Here is a 20,073-nt window from a genome sequence, read left to right as displayed (position 1 = left end):
CTTGTCAATCAAATCTACTCATTATTTGAAGCCGCAATCATTTTCATGATCATTCACAAATCCAGCTGCTTGTAAAAACGAGTACATGGTAGTCGGTCCTAAAAATTTGAACCCTTTCTTTTTTAGATCTTTTGCAATTTGTTTAGAAAGGTCAGTTAATGATGGAACATCTTTATATGTGAGAACATTATTTATCAAGGGTTTTCCGTCAAAAAAATGCCAAAAATAATGAGACAGGGAGCCAAATTCATCTTGGAGTTTAAGTACTTGTTTGGCATTATTTACGGTTGCTTCTAACTTAAGTTTGTGACGGATGACATCCGGATTTTGAAGCGCTTCTTCCAGTTCACTTAGGCTAAACTGGGCAACTCGACTAATATCATAGTTATGAAAAACACGATTAAAAGCCTGGCGTTTTTTTAAAACCGTTAGCCAGGAAAGCCCTGACTGATAACTTTCTAAGCAAAGAAGCTCAAAAAGTTTTTCATCGTCACCAATAGGCTTTCCCCACTCCTTATCATGATAATCACAATAAAGTTTATTGTCTGTCGGAACCCAACGACATCGATTGACCATTGCTACTCACTTCATCAACATTTTAAGAGCGGACTTAATATATTGCTCTGCCGTTTCATTGGTATCCTCAAAGAAGGTTTTCACTTTCTTAAGCTCTGTGGCTTTGTACCCAAGAGCAAGCAAAGCTTCCATAGCTTCATCCAACTGTTGATTTCCTGCAGTCTGATTTGCCGTAGTATTGGTCGTTTCTGCTGGTAACTCTGCAAATTTTCCTGCCAGATCAAGAACCATTTGTTGAGCAGTCTTTTTACCAATCTTTGGAAATTTCATCAGGTATTTGATGTCACTATTATCAATAGCAGCAACAAGTCCCTGATTATCATCCACAGCCACTATGGCTAGAGCAGTCGTCGGACCTATCCCAGAAACAGAAATCAACTTAAGAAAAACTTCTTTCTCATCTTCAGTATGAAAACCAAAAAGTAGGTGGGCATCATCTCTAATAACTTGATGAAGATACACTTGGATAGTCTGATTCATTTGATCAGAAAAGCTGTAGGGATTAGCCACAGTGACAATATATCCTAGACCATTTGTTTCTATGACAATGTGTTTGGCTGTGATTTTTACTAGGGTGCCCTTGATATAATCATACATAGCTTGCGAGTTCCTTTCTTTTTAAATGTTACATGATGGTTATATAGTTTTTAAACCTACAAAACTTACCTTGTTTTTTACTAATCTCAATCACTGCTGTACTATTGTAACAAAAAATCCACTCGAAAGTGGATTCTGTTTGCTCCCTTTTTTAAGAATGGCTACTCATCTTTAAAGTATCGGTAATCATCTCCAATCCCAAGAGAACATATGTTGAAATACCTAAGGTGAAGGCAATGCTAGAAACATTTACTAAGGTATTCTCCAAACTTGGTCGACCTAACCAAGCCAAAATATAGAAAATCAAACTAATCGCTAAAAATGTTAAGCCAACAAGTAAAAAGTTTTTATAAGTTTTTGTTAGGTGTCTCATCACTCTATCTCCTAACTTAAAGATCAGACCATCATCCTACAATAATATGCTAAAACATTAGAAAATTCCGTATCTTCAACACGATTATAAAACTAACATCTCTATTCGTAAAGCAAGACGAAAAAAAGTTTTAATACTTTCCTAAATCACGTAGGCTGGTATGGTTTTCTTGAATACGACGGAACATTTTTTCCATATCAGACTTGGTAAAGTTGACAAGTACTGGACGGCCGTGAGGACAATTATAGGGATTTTTACACTGTGCAAGCTGTACTAGAAGGTCACGCGCAGAGTAATCATCAAGAGCATGATTGGCCTTTATTGAACGTTTACAACTCATCATGATGGCTAACTCAGCACGATAGGTCTTGACGGATACTTCGTTCGTTAAAAGAAGCATATCACACATCTCATAGACTGCAGATTCGATTTCTTCTTCCTTCATCCAGATAGGGTGCTCTCGAAGAATGAAGGTATTATTCCCATAAGGCTCCAAATAGATGCAAACTTGGTTAAGAAGAGGCATTTTTTCTTGTAAACTAATGTAATCTGAACCTGAAAATTCAAAAAGATAGGGAACCAAAAGTTGTTGTAAACTACTATCAACCACACCTATCTTTTCGCGATAGTACTCATACTTGACACGTTCTTGGGCAGCATGCTGGTCAATGATGTAAAGGCCACCTTGTCCTTGGGCAAAGAGGTAGGTTCCATGCATTTGACCAAAGAACTCCAATTCAGGAAAGGTTGATGTTTCCTCATTGGTCAGATTTTCAAGCATGCGCTTCAATTTCGATTTATTTTTATAGTCAAGTTTTCCGTGTTCGCTATCACTATCATCTGCTGAACGTTTTGCCTGTTTAACAGTAGGTTGCTGTTTGTTTGCTACCGATGAAACTGAAGACTCTGACTTTGATACAAGAGGTTTGATATCCTCTTGAACTGTCTCTGGCGTGACAAAGAAATCATTACGGCTACTGTCATAGTAAAGATTGGTTTGTTTGAGTGGGAGACTCGTCTGAACTGACCTAGTTGCACCTCTAGTACTTGACTTTGCTAGATTTTCAAGGGCATCAGGAATCAAATCCTGCTCTCTAAGGCTTTGAGCAATGGCAGATTTGATAAGGGCCATGAGTTCTTTTTCTTTAGAGATACGTACTTCTTGCTTTGTTGGGTGAACATTGACATCTGCCAAATAAGGATCAATCTGAATATCAATAACTGCAATTGGGAAGCGTCCCACCATAAGTTTAGAACCATAACCATCAAAAATAGCACGGTTAAGGAGGAAGTTTTTTATATAGCGTCCGTTAATGAGAATCGTGATGTAGTTACGGTTAGCACGCGTTAATTCAGGGAGACTGACATAACCAGAAACTTCAAAATCAAGGTCGGAATTTGAAATTTCCACCATTTTTTTTGCTGTTGTTAAGCCATAAATCCCTGCAATAGCTTGACGAAGGTCTCCAGTACCTGATGTCTGTGTCAACTGACGACCGTCATTAAGCAAGGTGAAGGCTACTTCGGGGTGGGCTAAACTCAAACGGTTGACAACATCGACAATATGAGCCAACTCAGCCTGTAAACTCTTCATATACTTGAGACGAGCTGGGGTGTTATAAAACAAGTTTTCAACTGTAATCTTTGTTCCCACTGGGGTTGAAATAGGATCTTGACTCTCAATTTCTCCACCTTTAGCAACAAGTTTTGTCCCATAGACTTCTCCATCCGCTGCTGTCACAATGGTAAGGTGACTAATAGAAGCTATAGAGGGTAGGGCTTCACCTCGAAAACCAAGTGTTCGAATACGAAAGAGATCTCCTTGATTTTTGATTTTACTCGTTGCATGACGGCGCAAACTCATAGCTACATCAGCTTGAGCCATTCCTTCGCCATTGTCTGTGATTTGAATTTTTGAGAGGCCTGATTCTTCAACTTCAATAGTAATCTGGGTGCTTCCTGCATCAATAGCATTTTCCACCAGCTCTTTAACTACACTAGCTGGTCGCTCTACGACCTCACCAGCAGCAATCTGATTGGCTAGAACTTCAGGCAATTCGATAATTTTTGGCATAATTAGTTTTTCTCCCTTCTAAAAGGTTGATAGATCACTGGCGCTGACTTGTTACTTATGATGACTATAAAGCCACAACTCACACACAACTGTTAGCCAAGATAAGGCTGTAGCAATAACAATCATATCTCCATGACGAAGGTTGAACCAAATGAGTCCAGAAAAAATCAATAGATAAATAACTTGAAAAATCCATTGATAGGTTCTAGGAGAGCTTGTCGAATCCAGAAACTGCTTCACAAAGAAATAAAGCAAAAGCAAGTTCAGTGTTAGTGCCTTTTCAAAAGGTGTATAAAAGCTCAAAATCAGACTGCAGACAAGAAAAATTCCTGCTAGCCATTTCATTATAGATTTCATGTGATTACCTCGTCAGTACGTTTTCATTAAGTATAGGGGTTTTCGAAAATATTTTCAACCACTTAGACACCATACAGGACCACATAGACAAACGCTATTGCTGTGGACTAGTAAATAGTGTTTAATAAAGGTGTGAAAGGGAGGAGGCCTCCTCAATTACCAATAAGAAAGGATAGTTATGAAAATAAAAGTTCAGATTGACTCGGTATTCCAAGAAGAAATGTTGCAGATTCAGGCACCTAGTCGGACGCCCAAGATTCAGCAAGTGGTCGAGTTTGTCGAATCTTTGGATGATAACCAACGACTCAAAGGAAAAAAAGATGGCGAAACTTATCTCATCGAGCCTAATGCTATTTCCAGAATTTACATCGAAAATCGCCAAGTTTTAGCTGAAACTATTCTAGGAGAGTACCACTTAGGCTTACGTCTCTATCAAGTTTTAGAAAAACTGCCATCTTACTTTATCAAAATCTCACAATCAGAGATTGTCAACCTCAAAGAAATTGAACGCTTCAACATTACCCCTAACGGCCTCGTTGAAATTCACCTTAAAAACAAGGAAACCACCTACTCATCACGCCGTTCCCTCAAAGCAATAAAGGAGAAATTACAATGAAAAAGCAACTTTTTAAATCAGGCACAAAGGGCATCCTTATCGGACTTGCCGTATCCATGATTATGTCTCTTATCTGGGCACCAAGCTACATGCCTCTAAATCCTCACTCAGCCATTGGACAATGGATGACGTCACATCAGGTTCACGGATCTATGGTATTAGCCTACTGCCTCATCACTTGGTTTGCTATCGGTATCCTTTTTGAAATCGCTAGTTATATTTTCCGTAAGGCTGAGTGGAGTTTGCTTCGTGCAACCCTCACTCACTATGCTTTGACCTGTCTTGGTTTCATTCCACTAGCTACCCTCAGCGGATGGTTCCCCCTACGTTTGACTTTCTACTTGGAGCTAGTCATTGAATTCAGCCTTATCTATCTGCTCGTTTGGGCCTTTTCTTATTGGAAAATGAAAAAGGATATTGAACAACTCAATCAAGAATTGAAACACCTATAAAAGACAAGAAGCCTGTCAATCGACAAGCTTCTTTTATAGTTTCTGTTTTAAATCTGCTACAGCCATCATGACTTGCATCGGTGTCATGTTGTAAATGTCCAAATCACGCAACTCTTGAAGAACTGGATTTTCAGTAAAGTCACCAAAGAGAGAGATTTGCTCGTTGACATGCGTTTCAATGGCAGGCTTTTCTTGAGACGATACCTTTTCCTGAGGTTGGATTACAACTGTCTCTCCTTCTAATTGTGTCAATATGGTGTCAGCACGGTTCAATAAATCTATTGGTAAACCTGCAATTTTAGCTACATGAATACCATAAGATTTATCAGCTGGACCATCGACAATTTTGTGGAGGAAAGTCACTTCGCCATCCTTTTCAAGTGTCGCAACATGGACGTTGACAAGGTGTGTCAAACTGTTTGATAGCGCAGTCAACTCATGATAATGGGTAGCAAACATGGTCTTAGCCCCCACCTTGTCATGAATAAACTCAATAATAGACTGGGCCAAAGCCATACCATCATAAGTGGCTGTCCCACGCCCCAACTCATCAAAAATAATCAAGGAATTAGGTGTCGCTCGCTTAATGGCCTGATTAGCCTCCAGCATCTCAACCATGAAGGTCGACTGACCTGAAATCAGGTCATCTGCGGCACCTATACGTGTATAGATGGCGTCAAAAATTGGTAAATCAACACTATCTGCTGGTACGTAAGCCCCCATTTGAGCCATAACTACTGACAAGGCTAACTGCCGCATATAGGTAGATTTACCACTCATATTTGGTCCTGTGATGAGCTGAATATTGGTCTGACTGTCAAAGGTAATCGTATTTGGAATGTATTCCTGAACGCCCATAACCTTCTCAACCACCGCATGACGGCCCCGATCAATAGCGATACGATGCTCATCATTAAAAACAGGACGAACATAATGATTTTTCTCCGCTGTAACAGCCAAACTCTGAAGCACATCGACTGTCGCAATGGCCTTAGCCAAAGACTGCAAACGGTCGATATAGCGTTCAACTTGCTCACGGACACGCATGAAAATATCATACTCTAGGGTTGACGATTTTTCACGCGCTTCTAGCATTTCACCTTCAATCTTAGCCAACTCAGCAGTTCCAAAACGCTCCGAATTTTTCAGTGTCGCCTTACGGAAGAAATGGTCAGGAACCAAGCTAAGGTTAGAGTTGGTCACATGGAAATAATAACCATCTTTACGGTTATAATCAATTTTTAGTGTTGTAATACCAGACGCTTCACGTTCTTTGGCTTCGATATCCGCAATCCATGACGTCCCCTCGCTCATCACTTTGCGATACTTGTCCAAGGTCTCATCAAAACCATCACGGATAATACCACCTTCTGTAATTGTTGCTGGAGCATCAGGATCAATAGCCAAACGAATCAAACTCTCTAATTCTGGCAAAGCATCTAACTCTTGTAAAAGACCTGACAAGGCATCGTCATTAAAGGACTCCAAGATTGCCTTAATGACCGGAACCTGAGCTAAGGTATGACCTAGCTGAATCAAATCTTTAGGATTAGCCTTGCCAAAGGAAACACGACTGGCCAGACGCTCAATATCGTAAACACCTTTTAGACTCTCGGTCAAGTCACTACGTTCAAAGAAATTGTCCAAGAAAACTTGGATAATATTCTGACGCTCTATGATGGTGGCTTGATTCACTAAAGGACGATCAATCCAAGTTCGCAAGAGACGCATTCCCATGGCTGTCTTGGTTTCATCCAAGAGCCAGAAAAGAGAACCGTGTTTCTTGCCCGTTCTAGCATTTTCCAGTAAATCCAAGCTTGACTTGGTCGCATAGGACATCTGCAAGTAATCCTTTATCTCATAGTGCTGAGCTTTTTGTAAATGACTGAGCTCACGCATCTGAGTGCGATGAACATACTGGAGAAGTTTACCCGCCACACTGCTTTCCAAATCTGTCAAGCTATTACCAATCAAGTGAACATCATCGTAACCTTCTATTTCCTTGGAGAGAAGTAGGTTAAGTTGGTTCACTAAAACTTGTTCGTCAGTTTCAAGTAGATCATATCCAACCACTACTTCACGCGCCTTAAGGTTCTGAATTTCACTACAAACTGAACTAAAATCATCTAACTCCGTCGCAAAAAATTCACCCGTTGACACATCCATATAGGAAAGACCAAAACGACTTCCAACCTTGTCAATGGCCACCAAGAAATTGTTGGCACTATCAGGTTTAGAGCTGTCAACCACTGTACCTGGTGTGATAACCTGAACAACCTCACGCTTTACCACACCGACAGCCTGCTTAGGATCCTCCATCTGCTCAGCAATGGCTACCTTGTAGCCCATCTCAACCAAAACATCAATGTATGCTTGAGCTGAATGATAAGGCACACCTGCCATAGGAATGGGATTATCTGCATTCTTATTACGGCTAGTTAGGCTAATTTCTAAAATCTGGGCAGCCTTAATAGCATCATCGTAAAATAATTCGTAAAAATCCCCCATCCGAAACAGCAAAAAAGCATCTGGATAATTTTCCTTGATATCCAAATACTGCTGCATTCCTGGAGATATTTTTTCCTTAGCCATGTCTTAACTCCTCGTTAATCCTTTCTTCGATAGACTTGGTCACATATTGAATCAAGTCACTGGCATCTTGCATCTTTTGACGGTAATCCTGAACAATGGGCAAATTTTCCAACTCATGCTGAATTAAATCTGCCTGCTCACCAGCCTCCTCATAGGCACGTTGTTTCTCGATCTTTTGAAAAAGCACCGCTTCTTGTTGATAGGCCTTCATCTGTCTAGCCAGATCACTGATCTGAGGAATCTGTCCAATAGATTCCTCAGCCTCTTGAAAAGCAAGAACCGCCTCATGGTGTTTGAGGAGGTCAATTAACTCTTCTTTGGCTTTTTGGAAATCCTGATGAGGAGTGTTCATCAGTGAAACTCACTTTCCAATCTTTCAGCAACCACTGCGTCCTTACAGATTACCAATAGGGTATCTGCGCCAGCAACGGTTCCTAAAATTTCAGGATTTTCATCACTATCAATTATATTTGCCAAGACATCTGCTTCACCCAATTCTGTATGGAGAACCAGCATAAACTGAGCACGGGAAACTGATTTAACATAGTCCTTAACCGTAGGATCCAAACTTGGAAGCACATGCTCAGACAAGCTATAGTAAAGTTTACCTTCCTCATCACGAAGCTTCAACAGGCCAATCTCACGTAAATCACGTGACAAGGTAGCTTGTGTAACCGTGATACCTTCCGCCTCTAGGCGTTGCTTAATTTCCTCTTGTGTCCCAATCTTATCTCTTGAAATCATCTGTTTGATAACAGCTTGACGATCTCTCTTCATTATCTTTCCTCTTTTTATGTACATTCCTTGCATATTATAACAAAATTTTTGTATTTTTTCATGAAATGCCCCCTACTATTTCATAAGTTTAATTAGAGTGATGACAAAGCGATTTTGTGAGCTATTTTAGCAATTCATACCCCATAAGTTGCCGTTTGCTTCCCCCAAAAGTTAGCAAAAAGGAAAGCAAAAAATACCCGTTAGGGTATCAATCAATTTACGAGTTTAGCAGGCAAGTAACAAGCACGGTCAAACGTGCTTGTTTATTTTAATAATACTGCACTTCAATTCCGGTCATGATATTTATTAAAGTGTTATCGCCAATTTTTAAAGAAATCAGATCATTGAATGACGATAGCTGGTATTCCTTATCTGCAATCACTACCCTAATGTCATGAACAGAATTAAGCAAAATCCCACATACTTGACCATTATAATAAAAAGAGGCTTACAGCCTCGCCTCTTTCTAAAACTAAGGGAAGTGGATTGATATAGTTTTCTCTCCCAACTCTCCAAAAAGATCATTCTTTGCAAGATAATATGCTCTATTCGCTATTATATCTGCCATACGTATATGTGGCTTTTTAGCTGAATTACAGTATTCAACAGTTAAACTAGATAGTTTTTCGAATAAGGGAGGATAAAAAATATTCCAGTCTGGGTTAAACGTGCCATATTTAAACTCGTTTAACAGCGCCTCTCTTAACTCATATTTTCCATTAGTCGCAGTACTATGCTCATCTGTAAAAATACTGATCGTATCTACTTCGGTAGTCTCTATTTTACAATCTGCTACAAGACGTTGTAACACCTTTTTCAAACCAACTTTGTAAACATAATCTAAGTAACGCTGCTTACTTTTTTTCTCACAAAAAATCCTATCATGCACCCTGCCAATACTCACCACTATAGAAAATTTTATTTCCCTATTAAGCGACCTAAACAAACTGGCTTTATGTCTATTTTTAAGCCTACTTGCTTTCAGTTCCCCTTTCCTATAATTACTATGGCTTTTTCTTAGTGCTTTTTCCGCAGATATATATCTTCTACCTGAATTCTCTTTGTCCTCAGAAGTTAAAAAAATCACTCCACCATAAACATATATTGTTTCATGTTCTTTATCAAATACTCCTGATTCATCAGTATAAACGTAAATATCCAAATCAAACTCCAATTCAAAAAAATAAGGTCGCCTATTAAATAAGCGACCCCCTTGCGACTGACGAAGTATACACTTCGCTTAAACGTCAATTCAGTTCCACAAGTATACAGCGTACTTCTACCTGTAATTATATTCTATACTATTGATGTCTTTTTTACAAGTAAAATTACCTGTTTTTTGAAAATATATTTTCCCCTATTATCTACCTATAATAGAGTAATAAAGTACCCAAAAAATGCACAATTTTAAAGAGCTTATTTTGTCTAATCTAGTAAAAGTGATAAGGTACAAACAAGTAGGGTATTTTTGAGGGGTAACAAAAAAGGTAATAAAATTGACGAGTTTAGCAGGCAAGGAACCAGCACCAGTAAGGTGCTTTTTTAGTTGTCTCCGCCTAGTTCTTTTATTATATCCGATACTTTTTCTAATCTCAATATTTCGTGTGGCTCAACTCGTTCACCGTCTAAAACGTAGTCATGGATCTTACCATTCTTTCGGACAATCTGGACAGTATCACCTTTAATAAAACCATTGTCCATTGCCTCTTTAAATTCATCATAGGTTAGCATTATATTATCTACTTTTCTTTACTATTCGTGATTGATACAAAAAAAATACGTATCTTTTTTGTAATTCTATTATAACGAAAAATGTTAGCAAACATTAGCATAAATTGGTATAGACACCCTATAAAAAACTGGAAAAATTGCGCGCGATGTAAGACAACACCTTGTCGTGGCTCTCCAGACAGCAATATAGGGGCGGGGGTGCATTTAAAAATAGCCCGAGTATTATCCGGACTATTCTTTGTTTAGGGTGTTCTATGGACGTTATCAGGGTGTTTTATAGCAACATTTCTCAACATTCTTACACCACGCGCCACTATATACTTTTATATTCTAATATTTTCTAACATTTATGGTTTCCATTCCCATATTTTCCAATAATATAGTGGTGTTTTATACCAACATTTTCCAACAATTAGGGCGTTTTATATCAACTTTTTTCAACAATTTAAAAGCACTCAGATAACCCAAGCGCTTTATTATCTATGCTTCACTGCAACCTTTAGAATAGCTCTCAAAGCTATCACAAACACGGTTGAATGGCTCAGATAGGTTACTATCTGATACATAATCAATAAGCATTGTATAGGCGTTATTAGCCTCGTTCTTGCTGATTGTGATATCTATTGTCGGTTGTTTATACGTTCCGACCATATAACCAAGGATAGCATTGGAAACAGTTTGCGCGTGATTCCATAGTTTCAAACTCATGTCTGAAAGTGAATGCCCTAGCGTTGTCTGTATGTTTCTTAAGTGTCATGATGTTTCTCCTTTACTTAATCAGCATAAGTTACAAAGACACTATCCTTTAGGCTTTGCACACTTACAACGTTTTTATCAATCATAAAGTCATTGATACGAGTTTCAAACTCTACGTCATTTTCAATTCTAGACTTTTCAAAACCAAGTGTTTCATGTATTCCGTCTGATACGTGTTCTCTTGTAAATAGTTTAATTTTCATTGTTTTTGATATCCTTTTCTTTTAAAATAGTGATTTGTTCCATTGTTGTCCCCTTTTGTTCCATTGTTGGGAACATATACGAGGCCAGTAGTAGCAAGGGTTTGAGGGTGTTTGTCCCATTGTTCCATTCTTTTCTCTATTCTCTTATATATATAGTTATCATATATATTTATATATTATAAACATTATAAATAGGGGAACAAAGGAACAGAATAGGTCTAATCCCTTATGTATCAAGCGTTTAGGGGTGTTCCCTTGTTGTGCAAACTATGGAACAACAATGGAACAAGGGAACATTATTTTTCTTTGACGATTGAGCGTTGTGCATTACTTAGCTTTCTTTTATCAAATCCATTAGGGTCTAATGTTTGAATATCGCCAGCCTTTACCCTCGCTTTTTTAACAACATAGTTATTTGGGGTTAAGTTTCGTAGTTTTCTAGCGATTTCTTTACCTGCTCCATATAGATTAGGCTTCTGTATTCCCATATCTTCGGCGTACTCTCCTAGGCGTCTCGTGGCTAGAAAGACTGGTACAATGTCTAACTCATGCCAACCTTTAGGAATATATTCGTTTTTTAGAAAATCAAGTAAGTAATCATTATCTTCTTGATATTCCTCTAACAAGTCTTTGACAGCCTTAGGCTCAATAAAATGAGTAAAGGGCTCTTGATTAACAGTTTTATATAGAACATATTCTAAAACGTCTTTATCTGCTAGGAACTCATTTTTTATCCAAGGCTTTTCGATTTGACCATTAAAGTCAGCATTAAATGGCACAATCATAATACGTCTATACCACCCTTTGGTTTTATTCCCACCATTAGGAATATAATTACCCGAAAAGATATTGAATAGCTTAAAAGTCGCCTCAAAGGCTGGTCTCCCTTTTGGGTTAACCAGTACAGTGTCGCCGCTAGTGATACTCATTAGGTCAGACGGGTTTTTCAAGTAGTCGTTAGGTGCTTCGTCACCAATATTACACACCTTACCAACAAGCGTTTCAAGATTAAACTTGTCGCTAAACTGTGCAGGTTTTAAAGCTGACACGTTACTTTCACCGATTAGGTTAATAAGCAAGCGCTGAAACGTTCCCTTACCGTTATTACCGTCACCATAGAAGATAGCGAACTTGTTACGTGTATAATTTGGGTTAATAGCCTCTAGGATAATTTGCCAAAAGAGCGTTACAAGCTCACTATCACCACAAGCAATAGAATTTAACCAATCGTCAAACGTGTTGCCCTCTCTATCCTTAGGGATAGACTTAGGTGGCTTATAAGCAGTGGCTATTTTACTAGTGATAACATACTTAGGATTAAATGGCAGTAATTTCTTGTTTTTCAAATCTAGGATACCATTCTGCACTGGTACTAAATTAGCACTTTCTAGCGGTCTGCTTATCTTCGTCATGGTACGTACCATCATTTTTATTTGTTTCCAGTCGTTCGGCTTTATTCTATTATCAAACGTCTTACACAAAACATTGAACTCGTCCGCGCTAGCGGTATAAATACCCTCGTCTAGGTCATACATATACAGTAAACTATTATCAGGTATATTAGATTTTGTAATGAACGTAAATGTTACGATTTTACTTAGTTCTTTAGCTACGGTGTGAATAGGTGGTATGGGAATTTTGACACCCAAACCATCTTTTTTTCCAACTGTTTCAGCGTGTTCCTCGCGCCATAATTCCCCCGCTTGATAGATACGTTCCATTAACTCATTCATAGACTTAGGTGGCTTAATAGCATTACTTTCATCTAGTTTTTCTTGCAAATCATCAATGTTAATTTCCATTGACACCTCTCTTTCTGATTTCAGCTTTCACAATACTTTCAAAAGTTCTCGCTAGTTCCTCGACTGGTAAAGGATTATTAGTAACGCTATTTGCTATGGTTGTTAGCTCATAGGCAGTGGCTACGTCTGCATTAACCCACTTTGATAGTAATAGCCCCACAAACCTAGTTACCGCAACATTACGCCCACCCTCGTCACCAAAGCCATGTAATAGGGTGTCAAGCACGCGCATGGTAATTGTTTTATTACCGCTTTGTCGTGGTGTGTGATAGTGTGGTTTCTGACTAGCTGTAACCGTATTTGCTACGGGATAGTCACGCCCTCTATTTACAATCTTTTCATAGTCAGCAGGGTCTCCAGTGGTTACTGGTAACCCTTGTAACTGCGACCATGTTAGGCTTGTACTGTCGAAAGGTAGCCCGATTTTGTCCGCTATCTCTTGGACAGTCTGCCTATAAGTCTGTTCTGTCATTGTGTCACTAGGTTTTACCACAAGCCTATAACGTGGCTTTTCTTTGGTGTGCTTAATAGTTGGGTAAATGATGTAAGAATAGCCATGTAAGGCGTTATTTACAACGCTAGGAAAGTCTGTGCTAGCCTCTAGCTCGTCATAGTCTAAGAAAATCAAATCACGGTAAATTAAACTAGCATTATTGCGCTTATAGTTGCCATTCTCATCTTGTTTCACCTCACCACTAAGGCAGTAGGGCGCTGAATTGCGCTTAAAATCGTCTATATCTACGCCTTTTGGTACTGTCCTAGGCCTAAAGGTTGCGACATATTTAAAAGGGTCTTTATTATCGTTTAAATGTAAGTTATTTCCAAACCCTAGGGATTCATAAATAGGCATACTTACACCCTCCTCTAGTTATAGACACCTAGAAAAGCTAGAATATCACTGACACGGTAATAGACTTTGCGCGTGTCTTCCACTGGTGGTTGATAGCGTTTAAGCCCTGCCTCTTCCCAACGTCTTAGGGTGTTATATTTAAGTCCTAGCTCGTCCATAGCTTGCTGGGCAGTGATTAGCCCTAACTGGTGTTTATCGAGCTTAGAATAGCCCTCTAGGGCTTTATCTAGTACCGATATAACCCCTTGGGCGAGCTCCTTTTGGTATTCTTCGCTTAATACTTGCATATTAGCCCCTTTCTAGTATTTTTCTCGTAGTTAGTCACGTCCTCAATAGTCATTAGAACGTCTAACCTTTTTTGCTCGTTCTTAACTTGGTTTTTTAGAGATACAAGCCCCTCTAATAGTTCTTCTTTGGTTTCTGCTATATAGTACCCATTACGAGTACCAACCCTAGAGCCAATGATAGGAACACCATAGTGAATAAAATAATTAGGTTACTAATTGCACTGGATATTAGACGAGTGTTGTAACCCGTGATAGTGGCTAGCTCTCCACCAGTCGTAGCATTATCATTTCCTTTCTTTAGGAGAGCTAAAACCGCCATTTCAACCTCTTGCGGTCTATCTCTTTTCATTCACACCTCTTTCTTGGCTACTTACCATAATTTGCCCATTCATCCACATATCAGTGGCGTTCATTAAAAATTCAAACACACTTTCTAACTTCTTGCGGTCTTGTGGTGGGTAACAATCAAATTTATTTTCAAGGGAAAAAGCCACCATAGTGGTGTAAGCCTCTTCGAGTTCTAAGCCAAAGCTTTTAGCTCTTTCGGCTGGTAAGTTAAATTTTTCGGTCATGATGTTCCTCTTTCTAGTTGTAATACTTTCCTTGTGATTGAATATAAGCCCCGTAGCGTGTGCCTACGTTGCGCGGGGTGTTATCTGTCACGGGCTCTATATCAAGCTGAAAATAGCTTTTTTTAAGCCATAAAACAGTTACGGCAAACGATAAAACAATAGCTAGGATAATAAACTGGCTAGCAGATAAATTTAATTCAGTAGTCATAACTTACTCTCCTTTTCCCTCTGCCTCGTATGCTTTTAATTCCTCTGGGTTGTCGCATTCGAGTAGGTAAAAAGCAACCCTATCTAACTCGTTAGAATAAATTTCAATCATATCAAAGACTGTTTCTAGAAAGTTATCTGTTTCATAGCGCAGTAGCCCATTATCTGCCCCAGCGTGTTTCGCAAGCATAAGAGTGTTAGCGTAGTTGCGTAGTGTTTGCAAACCAGTTTTTACGTCCGTCAATTTAAAACCTAGTTTGTTGCTTTGTTTAACTGTGATTGTGTTTTTCTTCGTCATTTTCTTTACCTCGTTTATGTTTAATTACTGGTTAGACCTTGTTTTTTACTGCTATTTTTAAGAGGTAGCGCTCTAAGTAGGGGTATACGATACCAGCAATTCATGGTATAATTGAGGTATCTATATAAATGTTCTAAAACCCGATATAATATGGCTTGCCTGCCAGTGTGTTGCGTTTTAGTTGTAATGTTTAAAGGCTTGTAAGTTTGGTGACTGCGAAGCCTTTTTTGTTTACTTTTGCATACTTTTGTTTTAAAAAAATATATCGTCAATAGTAATATCAGGGAATTGTGGGAGTAGCAACTCTTTAAAATTCCTTTTTTCTTCGTCGGTGAAAGCATTTTTACCAACTTCTTTATTATGATACGTTTGCTTTGTCATACCAAGTCTTTTACCTAACTGGGCTTGCGTTAAACCTAGCATATTCCGATATCCTCTTACTTTGTCTTTGTTCACTTTCTCACCTCCTTTACTTTTGAATACTTTGATAATAAACTTATTTTTTTATTATGTCAATACTTTTATTTACTTTTAGAACAAAAACAACTATAATTACGTTGAGGTATTTATTTATGGAGACAAATAAAAAACAAGTTGGTATGAGAATTAAAGATATAAGACTTTCTCTAGGAGAGTCTATGGAAGAATTCGGTAAGCGTTTTGATACGAGTAAAGGAACGGTAAATAATTGGGAGAAAGGTAGAAACTTACCAAATAAGTCTAATCTTTTAAAAATTGCTAAACTAGGGAAGATTAACCCTAGCGTTCTCTTAAAAGGTGAAACTGCTCCTATGCCATTCCGATTCCCGTCGTTAAATGATATTTTGTACGATCGTAGTAAAGATTATATTTATGAATGTTATGAAATTATAACTTTCAATACAAGTGATGTACGAGAAGAAGATATTATTTATACAATGATTGTAGGCGTAAAGTGTATCTTAGATAAAATACCAAACGGTGACAATGCCAATCGATCTTACACTGATGTTTTAAAAAAGAGCGAGTGGGTTGCTGTTGAAGGTTTTTTAGATAACTTTTTCACTGATGGAGGTAGCCTTTCTTCTCTTTCTTATCCCCAAATCGTAGCCATTAGGGATTTTTTTCAGAAGTTAGTTGATTATCGCCTAGCTGTTGGAAAAAGCCCCAATTAACTTATTTTCTTAAGCTTTACCCCTTGTTCGCTCACTGTTCGATTAAGTTCTAACTGATATAACACTATCTCTTAAACATTCAACCAATCTAAACCCGATATAATATGGCTTGCCTGCTGATGTTTAGAAAGGTTTATCATTATGAAGATTAACGAGATAAAGAAAAAAGACGGCTCAACCGTCTATCGTGCTAATATATATCTTGGTGTTGATGTAATCACTGGCAAGAAAGTTACAACCAAAGTAACCGCTAGGACAAAGAAAGAACTCAAGACCAAAGCCCAACAAGCGCAATTTGATTTTAAAGCCAATGGCTCAACACGTTACAAAGAAGTAGCGATAGAAACATACGAGGAATTAGCTATTTCATGGTGGGATAGCTATAAAAATACAGTTAAAGCTAACACAAAGAGGGCACAAAAAGGGCTCTTAAACACCCATGTTTTACCGTTGTTTGGTGAGTTTAAACTGGATAAGCTGACAACCCCACTCATTCAGTCCACTATGAATAAGCTGGCAAACAGTACAAATACTGGTGTGGCTGGCGCTTATCTTCATTACGACAAAATTTACGCGCTTAACAAGCGTATTTTACAGTATGGGGTAGTTTTACAAGTTATCCCCACTAACCCAGCTTATAATGTTGTTTTACCTCGAAACACTCAAAAGGATAAGAAAGCCAAAGTTAAGCATTTCAACAATGACGAGCTAAAACAATTCCTTACCTACCTTGATAGTTTAGACAACTCTAAATATAAAAATTATTATGACATCACGCTATACAAGTTCTTACTTGCCACTGGTTGCCGTATTAACGAGGCTTTGGCTCTCTCATGGTCTGATATTGACCTTGATAACTCGGTTGTCCATATAACCAAGACTTTAAACTATGAAATGAAGTTAAACAGTCCAAAATCAAAATCTGGTTACCGAGATATAGACATAGATAAGCAAACCGTAACCATGATGAAAAGATACCAACACAAGCAAACTCAAGAAGCTTGGAAACTAGGTAGGACTGAAACAGTGGTATTCTCGGACTTTATACATGAATATCCCAATAGCCGTACCTTGCAAAGTCGATTAGGAACACACTTTAAACGCGCTGGGGTAAATAACATAGGTTTCCACGGCTTTCGACATACTCATGCTAGTTTGCTCCTTAATTCGGGTATTCCTTATAAGGAGTTGCAACACCGTCTAGGACATTCTAAACTTTCAATGACTATGGACATATACAGTCACTTATCAAAAGAGAACGCTAAAAAAGCGACGTCATTTTATGAGCAAGCACTAAAATCTATCTAAAAGTAAGCAAAAAGGTAAGCAAATTTAAATTAGAATATGAGTTAGCAGTTACAGACCCTTTATTTTCAAAGGGTGTGCTTATTCTAACCGATAACAGTGGTATTTTTTCATGAAATACTTCTCAAGAGATACTTTCTTGTCTCTACCCTATTAACTAAAATAATGGTAAAATAGATTTGAATGACAAGATTTGAAATGGAGTACCTATGAATACTAAAGAACTCATTGCAGCAGAAATTGCTAAAGTTGTTCCTGAGTTGGAACAAGAAAACATTCAAAATCTGCTTGAAACCCCTAAAAATGCTGACATGGGAGACATAGCCTTTCCTGCCTTTTCATTGGCAAAAGTCTTGCGCAAGGCTCCTCAAATGATTGCAGCAGACATCGCTGAAAAAATTGATGCCTCAAACTTTGAAAAGGTTGAAGCTATTGGTCCTTATATTAACATCTTCCTCGATAAATCAAAAATCTCAGCGGACGTTCTTGGACAAGTCATCGCTCAAGGTAGCCACTACGCTGACCAAAACATCGGTAACGGCCGTAACATTGCCTTTGATATGTCTAGTCCTAACATCGCTAAACCTTTCTCTATCGGTCACTTGCGTTCAACGGTTATCGCTGATGCTCTTGCCAACATCGTGGCTAAACAAGGTTACAAACCAGTCCGCATTAATCACTTGGGTGACTGGGGTAAACAATTTGGTATGCTGATTGTTGCCTATAAGAAATGGGGTAGCGAGGAAGCTGTCAAAGCCAATCCCATCAATGAACTCCTTCAACTTTATGTGCGTATCAATGCCGGAGCTGAAAAAGACCCATCTGTAGACGAAGAAGCTCGTGAATGGTTCCGTAAATTGGAAGCTGGTGATGAGGAAGCAACTGCCCTCTGGCAATGGTTCCGTGACGAAAGCTTAGTGGAATTCAACCGTCTCTACGATGAACTCGGTGTTTCATTTGATAGCTACAATGGTGAAGCTTTCTACAATGATAAGATGGATGAAGTCGTAGACATTTTGACAGAGAAAGGACTTCTCCAAGAATCTCAAGGTGCCCAAGTGGTTAACCTTGAAAAATACGGTATCGAACACCCAGCCCTCATCAAAAAATCAGATGGTGCAACACTCTACATCACACGTGACTTGGCTGCTGCCCTCTACCGTAAACGTACTTATGATTTTGCCAAAGCCATCTATGTAGTTGGTAATGAACAATCTGCCCACTTCAAACAGTTGAAAGCTGTTCTTAAAGAAATGGGCTACAACTGGTCTGACGACATGACTCACGTTGCCTTTGGTCTTGTAACTAAGAACGGTAAGAAATTGTCGACTCGTAAAGGTAACGTTATCTTGCTTGAGCCAACTATCGCTGAAGCTGTTAACCGTGCCCAAGCTCAAATCGAAGCTAAGAATCCAAACTTACCTAACAAGGAAGCTATTGCTCACGCTGTTGGTGTTGGAGCTATTAAGTTCTACGACCTTAAAACAGACCGCATGAATGGTTATGACTTTGATCTTGATGCTATGGTATCTTTCGAAGGGGAAACTGGACCTTACGTTCAATATGCACACGCTCGTATCCAATCTATCTTGCGCAAGGCTGACTTCACGCCATCTGCAGATGCTACATACAGCTTAAACGACGTTGAAAGCTGGGAAATCATCAAACTCTTACAAGACTTCCCACGTATCATCAACCGTGCATCAGACAACTTTGAACCATCTATCGTTGCTAAATTTGCTATCAGCTTGGCTCAAGCCTTTAACAAATACTATGCGCACACACGTATCTTGGACGAAAGCCCAGAACGTGACAGCCGTTTGGCTCTTTGCTACGCAACAGCAACAGTCCTCAAAGAAGCCCTTCGCCTTCTCGGTGTTGAAGCTCCAGACGAAATGTAATCTATACTTAAAACGCCTAAGGGCGTTTTTTAGTAACCAAAAAAAGAACCCAACACATCATGTTGAGCTCTTTTGGAGATTATGAAAAAGAAAAGTTCGTTGTTCTACAAAAAGTGTAAGCCAACGAGACTTACTGAAAAGTGTTCAGTAAAAGTTATTTAGGGGATTTACAGTATAACCTCCCTACCTTAAAGAAACCTTAAATCGCAGCACAAAAAAACCTAAGGGATTTTCACAGCAGTCCAAAGACCACTGAAAAGATATGATTGTACAGGCTTCCCAACCTAATCTTCAAAGGTGACCGCTTGTCCAATAGAATCTTTATATAACTATATCACCTTTTTTAGAAAGGTTTTCAAGTGTTTTCTTAAAATATCCTAATAAAACATCAAAAAGAAGAAAAAAGCCTAGATTGCTAGACTTTCTTCGGGGAAATTTGTTATGAAAAAATTATGTTCACCTTCTAGCTCACAAAAGCTAGCTGCTTTACTAGGATGGTTATAATATATCTTAATGAACTTAAAGGTTACTTAAAATATTATTCTCTTTCATCACTTTTTAAAACGATAAGCAAAATAAGTAATAGTAAGCAC

Annotated in this window: 25 protein-coding genes; 5 read left to right on the top strand and 20 right to left on the bottom strand. The window is 38.5% G+C overall.

The window, feature by feature from the left end:
* Nucleotides 1–21: 21 nt before the first annotated feature.
* The 5 genes from E3C75_RS02345 to E3C75_RS02325 all read right to left on the bottom strand — a co-directional run bounded on the left by E3C75_RS02345 (nucleotide 22) and on the right by E3C75_RS02325 (nucleotide 3,977).
* The gene (locus E3C75_RS02345) at nucleotides 22–576 is read right to left on the bottom strand and encodes a DNA-3-methyladenine glycosylase I (RefSeq protein ID WP_111679085.1); all 555 of its coding nucleotides are present in this window, start codon (nucleotides 574–576) and stop codon (nucleotides 22–24) included.
* Nucleotides 577–582: 6 nt separating this feature from the next.
* On the bottom strand, nucleotides 583–1,173 hold the full coding sequence (ruvA, locus tag E3C75_RS02340; RefSeq protein ID WP_111679083.1) for a Holliday junction branch migration protein RuvA: 591 nt from the start codon (nucleotides 1,171–1,173) through the stop codon (nucleotides 583–585).
* Nucleotides 1,174–1,324: 151 nt separating this feature from the next.
* On the bottom strand, nucleotides 1,325–1,546 hold the full coding sequence (locus E3C75_RS02335) for a hypothetical protein (protein ID WP_011680602.1): 222 nt from the start codon (nucleotides 1,544–1,546) through the stop codon (nucleotides 1,325–1,327).
* Nucleotides 1,547–1,676: 130 nt separating this feature from the next.
* On the bottom strand, nucleotides 1,677–3,620 hold the full coding sequence (mutL, locus tag E3C75_RS02330) for a DNA mismatch repair endonuclease MutL (protein ID WP_011680601.1): 1,944 nt from the start codon (nucleotides 3,618–3,620) through the stop codon (nucleotides 1,677–1,679).
* A gap of 51 nt (nucleotides 3,621–3,671) precedes the next feature.
* Nucleotides 3,672–3,977, bottom strand: coding sequence for a hypothetical protein (locus E3C75_RS02325; protein ID WP_084830425.1), 306 nt, complete (start codon nucleotides 3,975–3,977; stop codon nucleotides 3,672–3,674).
* Between the two features lie 178 nt (nucleotides 3,978–4,155).
* Between E3C75_RS02325 and E3C75_RS02320 the strand changes: the two genes are divergently transcribed.
* Complete coding sequence (locus E3C75_RS02320; protein ID WP_111679081.1) at nucleotides 4,156–4,593, top strand: LytTR family DNA-binding domain-containing protein; 438 nt, start codon at nucleotides 4,156–4,158, stop codon at nucleotides 4,591–4,593.
* Entirely contained in the window at nucleotides 4,590–5,045 is a 456-nt protein-coding gene (locus tag E3C75_RS02315; protein WP_084825708.1) for a DUF3021 domain-containing protein, read from the top strand. The genes E3C75_RS02320 and E3C75_RS02315 overlap by 4 nt, the downstream gene beginning before the upstream one ends.
* A gap of 33 nt (nucleotides 5,046–5,078) precedes the next feature.
* Here the strand turns inward: E3C75_RS02315 and mutS are convergent, their stop codons facing one another.
* From mutS to E3C75_RS02240, 15 genes are all read right to left on the bottom strand, one after another.
* Nucleotides 5,079–7,637: a DNA mismatch repair protein MutS gene (mutS, locus tag E3C75_RS02310; protein WP_111679079.1), complete on the bottom strand. Its 2,559-nt coding sequence runs from the start codon at nucleotides 7,635–7,637 to the stop codon at nucleotides 5,079–5,081.
* Nucleotides 7,630–7,989 carry a YlbF family regulator gene (locus tag E3C75_RS02305; protein ID WP_064355739.1) on the bottom strand — a complete coding sequence of 120 codons (360 nt, stop codon included), beginning with the start codon at nucleotides 7,987–7,989 and terminating at the stop codon, nucleotides 7,630–7,632. Before E3C75_RS02305 ends, mutS begins: the two co-directional genes overlap by 8 nt.
* Entirely contained in the window at nucleotides 7,989–8,417 is a 429-nt protein-coding gene (argR, locus tag E3C75_RS02300) for an arginine repressor (protein ID WP_024704313.1), read from the bottom strand. The genes E3C75_RS02305 and argR overlap by 1 nt, the downstream gene beginning before the upstream one ends.
* A gap of 469 nt (nucleotides 8,418–8,886) precedes the next feature.
* On the bottom strand, nucleotides 8,887–9,576 hold the full coding sequence (locus E3C75_RS02295; protein ID WP_197709066.1) for a DUF3800 domain-containing protein: 690 nt from the start codon (nucleotides 9,574–9,576) through the stop codon (nucleotides 8,887–8,889).
* 380 nt (nucleotides 9,577–9,956) lie between these two features.
* Nucleotides 9,957–10,145, bottom strand: coding sequence for a competence regulator inhibitor paratox (locus E3C75_RS02290; RefSeq protein ID WP_111679075.1), 189 nt, complete (start codon nucleotides 10,143–10,145; stop codon nucleotides 9,957–9,959).
* Between the two features lie 480 nt (nucleotides 10,146–10,625).
* A complete protein-coding gene (locus E3C75_RS02285; RefSeq protein WP_223899748.1) occupies nucleotides 10,626–10,853 on the bottom strand; it encodes a hypothetical protein in 228 nt (75 codons plus the stop codon).
* Nucleotides 10,854–10,918: 65 nt separating this feature from the next.
* Nucleotides 10,919–11,104, bottom strand: a complete 186-nt coding sequence (locus tag E3C75_RS02280) for a hypothetical protein (RefSeq protein WP_111679073.1) — start codon at nucleotides 11,102–11,104, stop codon at nucleotides 10,919–10,921.
* Between the two features lie 296 nt (nucleotides 11,105–11,400).
* Nucleotides 11,401–12,906 (bottom strand): DNA primase family protein, encoded by a 1,506-nt coding sequence (locus E3C75_RS02275; RefSeq protein WP_111679071.1) that lies wholly within the window; start codon nucleotides 12,904–12,906, stop codon nucleotides 11,401–11,403.
* Complete coding sequence (locus E3C75_RS02270) at nucleotides 12,896–13,756, bottom strand: primase alpha helix C-terminal domain-containing protein (protein ID WP_111679069.1); 861 nt, start codon at nucleotides 13,754–13,756, stop codon at nucleotides 12,896–12,898. The genes E3C75_RS02275 and E3C75_RS02270 overlap by 11 nt, the downstream gene beginning before the upstream one ends.
* A 14-nt stretch (nucleotides 13,757–13,770) precedes the next feature.
* A complete protein-coding gene (locus E3C75_RS02265) occupies nucleotides 13,771–14,043 on the bottom strand; it encodes a MerR family transcriptional regulator (RefSeq protein ID WP_023909303.1) in 273 nt (90 codons plus the stop codon).
* 136 nt (nucleotides 14,044–14,179) lie between these two features.
* A complete protein-coding gene (locus tag E3C75_RS11440) occupies nucleotides 14,180–14,392 on the bottom strand; it encodes a hypothetical protein (RefSeq protein WP_240899459.1) in 213 nt (70 codons plus the stop codon).
* Nucleotides 14,379–14,615, bottom strand: coding sequence for a hypothetical protein (locus E3C75_RS02255; protein WP_024704076.1), 237 nt, complete (start codon nucleotides 14,613–14,615; stop codon nucleotides 14,379–14,381). Before E3C75_RS02255 ends, E3C75_RS11440 begins: the two co-directional genes overlap by 14 nt.
* A 13-nt stretch (nucleotides 14,616–14,628) precedes the next feature.
* Complete coding sequence (locus tag E3C75_RS02250; protein WP_024704077.1) at nucleotides 14,629–14,823, bottom strand: hypothetical protein; 195 nt, start codon at nucleotides 14,821–14,823, stop codon at nucleotides 14,629–14,631.
* 3 nt (nucleotides 14,824–14,826) lie between these two features.
* The gene (locus E3C75_RS02245) at nucleotides 14,827–15,120 is read right to left on the bottom strand and encodes a hypothetical protein (protein ID WP_111679067.1); all 294 of its coding nucleotides are present in this window, start codon (nucleotides 15,118–15,120) and stop codon (nucleotides 14,827–14,829) included.
* Between the two features lie 252 nt (nucleotides 15,121–15,372).
* Nucleotides 15,373–15,543: a helix-turn-helix transcriptional regulator gene (locus tag E3C75_RS02240; protein WP_084829211.1), complete on the bottom strand. Its 171-nt coding sequence runs from the start codon at nucleotides 15,541–15,543 to the stop codon at nucleotides 15,373–15,375.
* A 149-nt stretch (nucleotides 15,544–15,692) separates the two neighbouring features.
* On the opposite strand from E3C75_RS02240, the gene E3C75_RS11435 reads away from it, so the two are divergent.
* From E3C75_RS11435 to argS, 3 genes are all read left to right on the top strand, one after another.
* Complete coding sequence (locus tag E3C75_RS11435; RefSeq protein WP_084828737.1) at nucleotides 15,693–16,274, top strand: helix-turn-helix domain-containing protein; 582 nt, start codon at nucleotides 15,693–15,695, stop codon at nucleotides 16,272–16,274.
* Nucleotides 16,275–16,415: 141 nt separating this feature from the next.
* Complete coding sequence (locus E3C75_RS02230) at nucleotides 16,416–17,582, top strand: tyrosine-type recombinase/integrase (RefSeq protein ID WP_111679066.1); 1,167 nt, start codon at nucleotides 16,416–16,418, stop codon at nucleotides 17,580–17,582.
* A gap of 206 nt (nucleotides 17,583–17,788) precedes the next feature.
* Nucleotides 17,789–19,480 carry an arginine--tRNA ligase gene (gene argS / locus E3C75_RS02225; RefSeq protein WP_111679064.1) on the top strand — a complete coding sequence of 564 codons (1,692 nt, stop codon included), beginning with the start codon at nucleotides 17,789–17,791 and terminating at the stop codon, nucleotides 19,478–19,480.
* Nucleotides 19,481–20,073 lie beyond the last annotated feature (593 nt).

Origin of the sequence: Streptococcus thermophilus, assembly GCF_010120595.1 — a bacterium.
GTDB lineage: Bacteria > Bacillota > Bacilli > Lactobacillales > Streptococcaceae > Streptococcus > Streptococcus thermophilus.
The sequence above is the reverse complement of the archived record's forward strand: the minus strand, read 5'-3'. Positions and strand labels throughout refer to the sequence as shown.

What these genes read in the sequence shown, in the direction of transcription:
- E3C75_RS02265 (WP_023909303.1), bottom strand. Translation starts at nt 14,043, where the DNA reads ATGCAAGTATTAAGCGAAGAATACCAAAAGGAGCTCGCCCAAGGGGTT.
- E3C75_RS02270 (WP_111679069.1), bottom strand. Translation starts at nt 13,756, where the DNA reads ATGCCTATTTATGAATCCCTAGGGTTTGGAAATAACTTACATTTAAAC.
- mutS (WP_111679079.1), bottom strand. Translation starts at nt 7,637, where the DNA reads ATGGCTAAGGAAAAAATATCTCCAGGAATGCAGCAGTATTTGGATATC.
- E3C75_RS02320 (WP_111679081.1), top strand. Translation starts at nt 4,156, where the DNA reads ATGAAAATAAAAGTTCAGATTGACTCGGTATTCCAAGAAGAAATGTTG.
- E3C75_RS02275 (WP_111679071.1), bottom strand. Translation starts at nt 12,906, where the DNA reads ATGGAAATTAACATTGATGATTTGCAAGAAAAACTAGATGAAAGTAAT.
- ruvA (WP_111679083.1), bottom strand. Translation starts at nt 1,173, where the DNA reads ATGTATGATTATATCAAGGGCACCCTAGTAAAAATCACAGCCAAACAC.
- E3C75_RS02250 (WP_024704077.1), bottom strand. Translation starts at nt 14,823, where the DNA reads ATGACTACTGAATTAAATTTATCTGCTAGCCAGTTTATTATCCTAGCT.
- E3C75_RS02305 (WP_064355739.1), bottom strand. Translation starts at nt 7,989, where the DNA reads ATGAACACTCCTCATCAGGATTTCCAAAAAGCCAAAGAAGAGTTAATT.
- mutL (WP_011680601.1), bottom strand. Translation starts at nt 3,620, where the DNA reads ATGCCAAAAATTATCGAATTGCCTGAAGTTCTAGCCAATCAGATTGCT.
- E3C75_RS02325 (WP_084830425.1), bottom strand. Translation starts at nt 3,977, where the DNA reads ATGAAATCTATAATGAAATGGCTAGCAGGAATTTTTCTTGTCTGCAGT.
- E3C75_RS02280 (WP_111679073.1), bottom strand. Translation starts at nt 11,104, where the DNA reads ATGAAAATTAAACTATTTACAAGAGAACACGTATCAGACGGAATACAT.
- E3C75_RS02240 (WP_084829211.1), bottom strand. Translation starts at nt 15,543, where the DNA reads ATGCTAGGTTTAACGCAAGCCCAGTTAGGTAAAAGACTTGGTATGACA.
- E3C75_RS11440 (WP_240899459.1), bottom strand. Translation starts at nt 14,392, where the DNA reads ATGAAAAGAGATAGACCGCAAGAGGTTGAAATGGCGGTTTTAGCTCTC.
- E3C75_RS02230 (WP_111679066.1), top strand. Translation starts at nt 16,416, where the DNA reads ATGAAGATTAACGAGATAAAGAAAAAAGACGGCTCAACCGTCTATCGT.
- E3C75_RS02255 (WP_024704076.1), bottom strand. Translation starts at nt 14,615, where the DNA reads ATGACCGAAAAATTTAACTTACCAGCCGAAAGAGCTAAAAGCTTTGGC.
- argS (WP_111679064.1), top strand. Translation starts at nt 17,789, where the DNA reads ATGAATACTAAAGAACTCATTGCAGCAGAAATTGCTAAAGTTGTTCCT.
- E3C75_RS02335 (WP_011680602.1), bottom strand. Translation starts at nt 1,546, where the DNA reads ATGAGACACCTAACAAAAACTTATAAAAACTTTTTACTTGTTGGCTTA.
- E3C75_RS02315 (WP_084825708.1), top strand. Translation starts at nt 4,590, where the DNA reads ATGAAAAAGCAACTTTTTAAATCAGGCACAAAGGGCATCCTTATCGGA.
- E3C75_RS02290 (WP_111679075.1), bottom strand. Translation starts at nt 10,145, where the DNA reads ATGCTAACCTATGATGAATTTAAAGAGGCAATGGACAATGGTTTTATT.
- E3C75_RS11435 (WP_084828737.1), top strand. Translation starts at nt 15,693, where the DNA reads ATGGAGACAAATAAAAAACAAGTTGGTATGAGAATTAAAGATATAAGA.
- E3C75_RS02285 (WP_223899748.1), bottom strand. Translation starts at nt 10,853, where the DNA reads ATGAGTTTGAAACTATGGAATCACGCGCAAACTGTTTCCAATGCTATC.
- E3C75_RS02345 (WP_111679085.1), bottom strand. Translation starts at nt 576, where the DNA reads ATGGTCAATCGATGTCGTTGGGTTCCGACAGACAATAAACTTTATTGT.
- E3C75_RS02245 (WP_111679067.1), bottom strand. Translation starts at nt 15,120, where the DNA reads ATGACGAAGAAAAACACAATCACAGTTAAACAAAGCAACAAACTAGGT.